Origin of the sequence: Desulfotruncus arcticus DSM 17038 (genome assembly GCF_900113335.1) — a bacterium.
Classification (GTDB): domain Bacteria; phylum Bacillota; class Desulfotomaculia; order Desulfotomaculales; family Desulfallaceae; genus Desulfotruncus; species Desulfotruncus arcticus.
Map to the genome: position 1 here is coordinate 1 of NZ_FOOX01000039.1, position 9,096 is coordinate 9,096.

Annotated in this window: 9 protein-coding genes; 4 read left to right on the forward strand and 5 right to left on the reverse strand. The window is 53.9% G+C overall.

Annotation, left to right across the window (positions count from 1 at the left end; genetic code table 11):
* A partial coding sequence (locus BM056_RS25145; protein WP_165613717.1) for a sodium ion-translocating decarboxylase subunit beta occupies positions 1–162 on the forward strand: 162 nt, incomplete at its 5' end.
* A gap of 158 nt (positions 163–320) precedes the next feature.
* Here BM056_RS25145 and cydC read toward each other — a convergent pair.
* The 4 genes from cydC to BM056_RS25165 are packed head-to-tail and all read right to left on the reverse strand — an operon-like array spanning position 321 to position 6,211.
* Positions 321–2,045: a thiol reductant ABC exporter subunit CydC gene (cydC, locus tag BM056_RS25150; RefSeq protein WP_092476212.1), complete on the reverse strand. Its 1,725-nt coding sequence runs from the start codon at positions 2,043–2,045 to the stop codon at positions 321–323.
* Positions 2,042–3,775, reverse strand: coding sequence for a thiol reductant ABC exporter subunit CydD (gene cydD / locus BM056_RS25155; protein WP_092476215.1), 1,734 nt, complete (start codon positions 3,773–3,775; stop codon positions 2,042–2,044). The genes cydC and cydD overlap by 4 nt, the downstream gene beginning before the upstream one ends.
* A gap of 55 nt (positions 3,776–3,830) precedes the next feature.
* Positions 3,831–4,835, reverse strand: a complete 1,005-nt coding sequence (cydB, locus tag BM056_RS25160) for a cytochrome d ubiquinol oxidase subunit II (RefSeq protein ID WP_092476218.1) — start codon at positions 4,833–4,835, stop codon at positions 3,831–3,833.
* Positions 4,826–6,211 carry a cytochrome ubiquinol oxidase subunit I gene (locus BM056_RS25165; protein WP_092476221.1) on the reverse strand — a complete coding sequence of 462 codons (1,386 nt, stop codon included), beginning with the start codon at positions 6,209–6,211 and terminating at the stop codon, positions 4,826–4,828. Before BM056_RS25165 ends, cydB begins: the two co-directional genes overlap by 10 nt.
* Before the next feature lie 387 nt (positions 6,212–6,598).
* Between BM056_RS25165 and BM056_RS25170 the strand changes: the two genes are divergently transcribed.
* Together BM056_RS25170 and BM056_RS25175 are read left to right on the forward strand one after the other, a co-directional pair.
* The gene (locus tag BM056_RS25170; protein ID WP_092476223.1) at positions 6,599–7,012 is read left to right on the forward strand and encodes an RrF2 family transcriptional regulator; all 414 of its coding nucleotides are present in this window, start codon (positions 6,599–6,601) and stop codon (positions 7,010–7,012) included.
* 426 nt (positions 7,013–7,438) lie between these two features.
* Positions 7,439–8,395 (forward strand): EamA family transporter, encoded by a 957-nt coding sequence (locus tag BM056_RS25175; protein ID WP_092476226.1) that lies wholly within the window; start codon positions 7,439–7,441, stop codon positions 8,393–8,395.
* Positions 8,396–8,476: 81 nt separating this feature from the next.
* On the opposite strand, the gene BM056_RS26495 is transcribed toward BM056_RS25175, so the two are convergent.
* Entirely contained in the window at positions 8,477–8,617 is a 141-nt protein-coding gene (locus BM056_RS26495; RefSeq protein WP_165613718.1) for a hypothetical protein, read from the reverse strand.
* A gap of 207 nt (positions 8,618–8,824) precedes the next feature.
* Here BM056_RS26495 and BM056_RS25180 point away from each other — a divergent pair.
* A partial coding sequence (locus BM056_RS25180) for a transposase (protein WP_092476229.1) occupies positions 8,825–9,096 on the forward strand: 272 nt, incomplete at its 3' end.

The following is a 9,096-nucleotide window of genomic DNA, read 5'->3' on the forward strand; positions in this document are numbered from 1 at the left end:
GCCGGCGTTTCGGCAGTGCCTATGGCGGCCAGGGTTGTGCATAGCATGGGTACTGAGGCCAACCCCCAGAATTACCTGCTGATGCACGCAATGGGACCCAATGTAGCCGGTGTAATCGGCACCGCGGTGGCCGCAGGTGCGTTCATCGCCGCTATCCTTTAATACCTAAGGTAAAAAAGTTTGCCCAGTATGGTCAGCGAATGCCGAGCAAAATTAAAAATTTTCAAACCTGTGGATTTGCATTGGGCGGCGGGTGCGAATTAGCGATGATGGCCTGCGATATCAGGATAGTCAGTAATAAAAGCAACTTGGATTCATATTCAAACCGGGTTCTGCAGTTCCCACATGCTGCGGTAAAGCCCGCCCCGCTTCAGCAGATCCCGGTGCCGGCCCCGCTCCACGATCCGGCCTCTTTCAAAGACCAGGATTTCGTCCATCCGCTCAAGCCCCGTCAAACGGTGGGTAATGACCAGTGTGGTCCGCCCCTCCATCAGGCGGTGGATGGACTCCATGACCTCCAGTTCAGTGACCGGGTCCAGGCCCGCCGTGGCTTCGTCCAGCAGCAGGACGGGAGCGTTTTTAAGCAGCGCCCGGGCGATGGCCAGGCGCTGGCACTGGCCGCCGGACAGTTTGTATCCCTTTTCTCCCACATAGGTGTCATAACCCCGGGGCAGGCTTTGAATAAACTCGTGAATTTGGGCCTCCCGGGCGGCCCGCGGTAGTTCCTTCTCGCCGGCTCCGGGCTGGGCCAGCAGCAGATTCTCGCGGACGGTGGCATTAAAGAGATAAGTGTGTTGAGTAACCACACTGATATAGCGCCGCAGGTCGTCCGGGGAAAAAGCCTTGAGTTCGTGCCCTCCCAGGGAGATGGAACCTTCCTGGTAATCCCAAAAGCGCAGGAAAAGGTTAACCAGGGTGCTCTTCCCGGCGCCGCTGGGTCCCACAATGGCCAGCCTGCCGCCCCCGGGCAGCACAAAGTTCACTCCGTCCAGGACCCGTGGTTCGTCCGGGGCATAGCGAAAGCGCAAACCGCTGACCCGTAGATCATAGCTTCGGGGTTCGGGCGAAGGTCCGGGAAGTTCCTGAACCGCAGGCGCGGCGTCGGTGACGGCAAAGAGCCTGCGGGCTGCCGCCAGGCTCTCCTCGAGATGCTGAAATACCATCGGCAGGGGCAGCACCGCCTCAAAGCTGCTTAAAGCTCCCAGGGCCAGCATGGCCAGGTAGACTCCGTCCAGCTTGCCCTGCTGCACCAGGGGTATGGCAAGCAGCAGTATCGACCACATGGTCAGATTCATCAACAGGCCGGTCAGAGCGGCGGACAAACCCCTGATACCGGCCACCCGCCCCTGCAGATCCATAAATTTGCCGCTCAACGCCTTTACCTGCTCCTGCTGACGGCCGGCCCGGTTAAAGGCCGCAATTTCGGTCATGCCCTGGATGGTGTCCACCATTTGAGCGTTCAGCGCCGATCTGGTCTCCACCATCCGCCGGCCCGTTCCCCGGCTGAGCGCCCTTACGCCCAGGGGCACCGCCACGGCTGCGGTGAGGAAGAAGAACAGCAGAGTCAAAGCCAGGCGGAGTTCAAACCAGGCCAAAAAGGCGAACACCGCCAGCAGCACCAGCAGGGCCACCAGGGGCGGAGCCAGTACCCGCAGGTAAAACTGTTCCAGCGTTCCCACATCCGCCACGATCCGGCTTACCAGTTCTCCGCTCCGGTATTCCATCAGCCGGGCCGGCGCCAAAGGCTCAAGGGCTGTGTAAAACCAAACCCGGAGCCGGCTGAGCACCCGGAAAGTCGCATCGTGGGCGAAGTAGCGCTCCAGGTAGCGGAAAACCGCCCGGGATATTCCGAAGAAGCGCACTCCCACAATAGCTTCCATCAATTCCAGCACCGGAGGGTGCAGCGCCGCTCCGGCGATGAGGTAGGCCGAGGTGGCCATAAGCCCGATGCCGCTGGCCACGGTCAAAAAACTCAGTGCCGTTGCTAAAAGCATGGACTTCCAGTAGGGAGCTATTAAAACCATGAGGCGTGCCCAAGTTTTCATCCCGCACCCCCGAAGGCCGCCACCAGGCGGTGATAAATCCCTTGTTGTTTCATTAGTTCCGCGTGCCGCCCGGTTTCCGCCACCCGTCCATTTTCCAGCACAACAATGCGGCCGGCCCGGTGGACGGTGTTGAGGCGGTGGGCGATAACCAGCGCTGTCCGTCCTTGCATCAAGCGCTCCAGGGCTTCCAGCACGGTGTTCTCATTGACGGGGTCCAGGCCCGCGGTGGCTTCGTCCAAAATTAATAACGGCGCGTTTTTGAAGAAGGCCCGGGCAATGGCCAGCCGCTGGGCCTGCCCGCCGCTGAGGCGGATTCCCCCTTCGCCCACTTGGGTGTCGTAGCCCTGCGGGAGATTCAGGATAAACCGGTGGGCCCCGGCCTGCTCAGCCGCCGCCATAACTTCTTCCAGGCCGGCCCCGGGACGGCCCAGGCTAATGTTTTCGGCCACGGTGCCGTAGAAAAGATAGGGCTTCTGGGGTACCAGGGCGATGTGCCGGCGCCACTCTTCCACGCGAATTTGCTCCAGAGGAATTCCGTTAACCGTGATCCGGCCCCGGTCCGGCTCTATGAAACGCAGCAGCAGGTGGGCGGCGGTGCTCTTCCCGGCCCCGCTGGGGCCCACCAGGGCCACCCGTTCTCCGGGGTGAAGCTTAAAGGAAACTCCTTGCAGAGCCGGCCGAGCCCCCTCATCAAAGGCGTAGTGCACATCTTCAAAGACAATTTGGAAGCTGGGATCAGGTGGTAGATGCCGTTCTCCCTGCTGCTGTTTTCTTGCGGGCAAAGGTGTCTCCAGAATTTCAAAGATCCTTCCGGCGGCGCTGACCCCGGCCAGTCCGGCGTGGAAATGGCTGCCCAACAGCCGCAAGGGCAAATAAAATTCCGGGGCCAGCAGCAGGAGGAAAAAGGCCTGCTCAAAGGGAATGCGGGCGTATACCAGGCGCAGGCCCACCGTGACCGCCACCAGCGCGGTGCTGATGGTGGCCAAAAATTCCAGCGCCAGGGCCGAAAGGAAGGCGACCCGCAGGGCGCCCAGGGTGCTCTCCCGGAAATGGCTGCTGATCCGCCCGATGACCTCGGCCTGGGATTTGCTCCGGCCAAAGATTTTGAGGGTGGCAAGACCCTGCAGCACATCCAGAAAGTGAGCGCTCATCCGGCTTAACGATTCCCACTGCCGCTGGGAGAGGGACTCCGCCCATTTGCCGATTAAAAACATAAACAACGGAATCAGGGGGGCGGTGAAGAGCAGAATGAGGGCTGAAATAAGGTCCAGGGGAAAGACAAACCCCAGGACCGCCAGGGGCACCAGCGCGGCCAGAGCCAGTTGGGGCAGGTAGCGGGCGAAATAGGCGTCCAGGGTTTCAATCCCCTCCACCATAACATTAACCAGTTCGCCGGTGCGCTCCCCTCCCGCGTACACCGGGCCCAAAGCCAGTAAATGGGCCAAAAGCCGCTGCCGCAGCGCGTGTTTAATCTGTGTGGCGGCCCGGTGGGCCGCAACCTCGCTTAGCCAGGTCAGCCCGGCGCGAAAAATGATGACCCCCAAGAGGGGCCATAGCAAAGGCTGGACACCGCTCAAACTTTGTCCCTCCAAAAAAACCCGGTTCACCACCCGAGCCAGATAACCGGCCTGCAGGATGGCCAGCAGGCCGGTCCCCAGCCCCAACCCCACGCTAAGGGCCAGGAAAAAACGAACCGCTCCGGCTTCGCGCAAAAGTCTTTTGTCCATCATCTTTGTTCACCAGCTCTGCGTAATCTCTAATTCTCCGGTGCAGGAAAGTCCCAATTTAATACTCCAGGTCTTTGACGGTGACGCGCTTGCGGAAAATCCAGTAGGTCCAACCCTGGTAAAGGAGTACCACCGGAACCAGGGTAAGGGCGACAATGGTCATGATTTTCAGCGTATAGGGGCTCGATGAGGCATTGTAAACCGTTAGATTCCACTCGGGATTAAGGCTGGAAACCATAACCCGGGGGAACAGGCCCCAAAAGACAGCCACGGTGGTGCAAACAATGGTGAGACCGTTCATAATAAAGGCCCGGGCGTACCTGCCGGAGCGCAAAAGCCGGCAGGCCAGGAGCAGCGTGACCAAAGCGCCCCAAAACACGATTCCCGCACCGGTGTTGGTGAATATATCCGTATGGCTGTAGCTTAAAATAATCAGCACCAAGAGGGCCGGCACAGCCAATATGCTTACCAGTGACGCCGCCCGGCGCGCGCTTTCCAGCTGCTCGCCTTCGGTTTTCAGGGTCAAAAAGAGAGCGCCGTGGAGGGTGAAAATCAACAGTGTCGTCAGCCCGCCCACCAGGGTATAGGGTGACAGCAGGTCCCAGAAGGTGCCCGCGTACTGCATATTGCCGGCAATGGGCACTCCCCGGATCAGGTTGGTTATGGCCACGCCCCACAGCAGGGCGGGCACCAGGCTTCCTCCGAAGATCAGCCAATCCCACAGGCTGCGCCAGGCGGGGCGGTCATCCTTGCTGCGAAACTCAAAGGCTACCCCGCGGACGATCAATGCCAGCAGCATCAGGAAGAGCGCCATGTAAAAACCGCTGAAAAGAGTGGCATACCAGTTGGGGAAAGCGGCAAATATGGCCCCGCCGGCAGTGATTAGCCAGACTTCGTTGCCGTCCCAGAAGGGGCCGATGGTGTTGATGATAACCCGGCGCTCACTATCATTTTTCCCCAGGAAAGGAAGCAGGGTTCCCACACCGTAGTCGAAGCCTTCCAGAAAGAAATAGCCGGTAAACAGCACGGTAATCAGTATGAACCAGAGCATGTTTAAGTCCATAACGACACCTCCTTGGTTGGTTCCATCGGTCTTCCTGCAGGTGTTTCCCCGGGACCCTGCTTGATAAACTTGGTTAACAGATAGAGATCGGCCACCGCCAATACCCCGTAGATCAGAGTAAAAGCAATCATTGTGGTGAGAACGGCGCCGGCGGAAACCGATGGGGAAACGGCTTCATTTACCCTCTGCAGTCCCTGCACAATCCAGGGCTGACGGCCCACCTCGGCCATAAACCAGCCGCTGGTATTGGCGATGTAGGGCAGGGGAATGCTCCAGAGCAACGCCTTTAAAACCCATGGTTTTGTTTCCAGCTGTCCCTTACGCCACAGGTACAGGCTGTAGAGTGTGATTAAGATCATCCATAGCCCGGCTGCCACCATCAGGCGAAAACTCCAGAACACCAAAGTGACCGGCGGGATGTAGTTGCCCGGCCCGTACCTGGCTTCGTATGCGGCCTGAACGTCTTTGATCCCCTCAACCTCACCGCTGAAAGAATTATGGGACAGAAAGCTCCCCAAACCGGGAATCTGAATCTCAACGGAGTTGGTTTGATTTTTTTCGTCAATCAAGGCCGCCAGGCTCAAAGGAGCCGGGTCGGCGCTTTCCCAAAGGGCTTCCGCCGCCGCCATCTTCATGGGCTGGGAGTTGACCAGGTGCTGGCCCTGGAAGTGACCGACCGTAATGACCAGCAAAGTGCTGATGAGCCCCATGGTTAAACCGATGCGGAAAGAACGGCGGAAAAAATCGAGATAGTTTTTACGCAACAGGTGATAGGCGCTGATGCCCATCACGAAAAAGGCGGCGGTGGTGAACCCGGCCAATACGGTATGTGGAAATTGATAGAGCACATGAGGATTGGTTAAAAGGGCCAAAAAATCGGTCATCTCCGCCCGGCCGTTGCGGATAACGTAACCCACCGGTTCCTGCATAAAGGAATTGGCCGCCAGGATCCAGAAAGCGGAAAGGTTGGAGGCTATGGCCACCAGCCATATGGTCGCCGCATGCATGGTTTTCGATAATTTATCCCAGCCGAATACCCATATGCCCAGGAAGGTGGATTCGAGGAAAAAGGCAGCCAGAGCTTCCACCGCCAGGGGCGCGCCGAAAATATCTCCCACGAAGCGCGAGTATTCCGACCAGTTCATGCCAAAATGGAATTCCTGCACGATTCCGGTTACCACTCCCATGGCGAAGTTGATCAAGAACAGCTTTCCCCAGAACTGGGTCATCTTTTTATAAGTCTCATTCCCCGTCCGGACATAAATTGTTTCCATTACGGCCACCAGGACTGAAAGCCCCAGGGTCAGCGGAACGAACAGAAAGTGGTAGCTTGAAGTGATGGCGAACTGCATTCTTGCCAGTATGAGAGCATCCACAGTGATTATCCCCCCTTAAATTTTTTTCGGTGTTTAAGGTTTTTCGGTTTATACCCGGCGGCAAAGGCCTCGGCCGGTGCTTCTCCCGGCAGATGGCTTGCCCTGATATACACCTCCCCTGCAGGACATATAAACTGGAGTGGTTTGGTATACTTATATGCGCAATAGCCCCCTTTCTTGCATTAAATTAACGGTTGCGGTGCCTTGGGAAGTTAACCCGAATAAAGACATGATGGCATTTTGCAAATAATTGACAGGTTAATATGTTTTTAATGTTATTGTTTTGGTGTATAATATGTATACTAACATGGTATAGTTTTAAGGAAATTTTAACTCAATTTAATTTGCCTGTCAAGTTTTTCAAAAAATAAGCAAAGGAGACAGCTAATGAGGCTTAATCAAGCAACGGATTACGCGTTCAGGGCGGTTTTGAACCTGTCACTCCTACCCCGTGGACAGGTTGTGGAGGCAAAGCTAATCGCGGAAGAAGAACACATACCCATGCGCTTTTTGCTGAAAATATTAAGGCTTCTCACGCAAGCCGGTATTGTGGAGTCTTATCGGGGGATCAACGGAGGTTACGCTCTGGCCAGGACGCCGGCGGAAATAACCATGCTGGACGTTATAGAAGCAATTGAAGGGCCCATTAAAATCAACCGGTGTTTAATTTCTCCCGATGAGTGCAGCAAAAAGTTCAGTGCCAGGTGTCCCATTCATCACGCCCTCTTTTCAGTGCAGCATGCCATGGCGGAGCAGTTCAGCAAATATAACTTTCAAATGCTCAGTGAGCGGGTGAAATAATTCTGTCCGGCAGAAATGTCTCCCGCTGGGGAGGAAGGCATTCGTGCTTTATTTTATTCAGAAGAAACGGATCGCCCGGCGATACTCCCTCTCGAAGAACGACGGGTGAGGGGCTTTTTCCGCAAGGCGTTGAAAATGACGGCGCCGGCAATCATGTTGGCTCCATGCGCCAGGGCGTCGAGTATGTCGGAGTCTGCCCAGCCTTCGGTACGGAGCGCATCGACATCCGCCTGATTATAAAAATTGTTTTGTAACCGTTATTAAAATAAATTATAATTTACTTATTTAAGGGAATATAAATTGCCCGGGTGTTATGTCCGCTTTATTTTTAGCCTGCCTATGAGGGATTGAAACAAACCATGAAATGCGGTCGTTGGTCATTATACCGGGGCTTTACTTTTTGAAGCGAGAAAGTTGAATAGATAAATGAAAAATAAAAACTCCGCTTTTAATGACCCCTGCGTATTGTTTGCTTACATAATTGTCTGCATCCTCTGGGGGTCTACTTATTTGGCCATCAGGGTGGGGGTGAGTGATTTGCCCCCGGGTTTATTTGCAGGAATAAGATTTATTATAGCCGGGCTGATACTGCTGGCCTTTGCCAAGATCAGGGGATATAAAAATGTCCCTGGTCGCCGCGATATAGTGAATTCTGCCATTGTAGGGCTCTTCCTGCTTTACGGTGGTAATGGGCTGGTGGTGTGGTCTGAACAATGGCTGGCCTCAAGTCTGGCGGCGCTGCTTATAGCCACGGTGCCCCTGTTCGTTGCACTTATTGATACAGTGGTACCTGGTGGAACCTCAATCGGGTGGCTTGGCTGGGCCGGTCTGCTCACCGGTTTTTCCGGCGTGGCGCTATTGATGGCACCGGGCATTGAGCTGGGAGGAACTCAGCTTACCGGACTGATAGCCATACTTATGGCAGCTTTTTTATGGGCTTCGGGTTCTGTTTTTTCTTCCCGGAAGCCAACCAGCTGTTCAATTATTTATTCTATTGCAATACAGTTCCTGGCAGCCGGTATTGCTTTAAGCACAACGGGTTTATTGGCCGGCGAATTGCCCCGTTTTCACCTGACTAAGGCCGGAATTGGCGCCATGCTGTACCTGATATTTTTTGGATCCCTGGCGGGCTATAGTGCCTACATTTATATATTAAAAGCTATGCCGCCGGCCAAGGCGTCCACCTACGCTTATGTAAATCCGGTTGTTGCGGTATTGCTGGGCTACCTTATCTTAAAGGAGCAGGTTACTTTATTAACCGTAATATCTGCGGCAATAATTTTGGGTGGCGTATTGCTGGTACAGATGTCTAGAGCAAAAGCGCCTGTAGAGTCTCCCGGAACTGATACTGATAAGTTGACTACTGTTTCAAAGAGTGCATAAAAGCAAATTAGTTTTTTAATTCCATACTTAATATTTTTTAGGTGATTTGCCCATATTTTCTAGAACCTTTTCCTGCGTTTTTTATATGGCAAAATTAACGATGGCAAAAGCCGGTATTCCTATGTTGAGGATTATCGGCTTTTGCGCACGCATTTCAATGCTTATATCCGCTTTACCTGGCCATAACATGTCCAGGCACGTTTCCAATCCCAGGTGTCCCATTCACCATGCTCTCCACGATATCGTTCTTGGCAGCTAGCATAATGATAGGAATTTGATATTTAGAGAGACTGGCGTCTCTTTTTTCAAAGTCCCTTTTTAAGCATTACAGGAATGCTCCTTATAAGGTTACTATTTAGCCCCTTTATGAGAATTGAGTCTTGTCCCCTGATGGTATAAACTAAAATTAACGGGAAGGGGATAAGCAGCATGAAAGGAAAAAGATACCCAAAAGAATATAAGGACCAATTAATTAAGGAAGCATTAGAAATCGGCAACGTTGTACAAGTAGCTAAACGCAATGAAATTAACGTTAAAACACTATACCGCTGGATCAGCGAGTCTAACCATAAAGCATGGCAGAATACCAAAAGTGATGCTAAGAAAATGGGCGTTTACGTGCCATCGCATCAGGAATTTAAACAGTTAGAGAAAGAAAACGATAAACTTAAAAAAATCCTTGGTGAAAAAGACCTTGAAAT

What these genes read in the sequence shown, in the direction of transcription:
- cydC (WP_092476212.1), bottom strand. Translation starts at nt 2,045, where the DNA reads ATGAAAACTTGGGCACGCCTCATGGTTTTAATAGCTCCCTACTGGAAG.
- cydD (WP_092476215.1), bottom strand. Translation starts at nt 3,775, where the DNA reads ATGATGGACAAAAGACTTTTGCGCGAAGCCGGAGCGGTTCGTTTTTTC.
- cydB (WP_092476218.1), bottom strand. Translation starts at nt 4,835, where the DNA reads ATGGACTTAAACATGCTCTGGTTCATACTGATTACCGTGCTGTTTACC.
- BM056_RS25170 (WP_092476223.1), top strand. Translation starts at nt 6,599, where the DNA reads ATGAGGCTTAATCAAGCAACGGATTACGCGTTCAGGGCGGTTTTGAAC.
- BM056_RS25175 (WP_092476226.1), top strand. Translation starts at nt 7,439, where the DNA reads ATGAAAAATAAAAACTCCGCTTTTAATGACCCCTGCGTATTGTTTGCT.
- BM056_RS26495 (WP_165613718.1), bottom strand. Translation starts at nt 8,617, where the DNA reads ATGGGACACCTGGGATTGGAAACGTGCCTGGACATGTTATGGCCAGGT.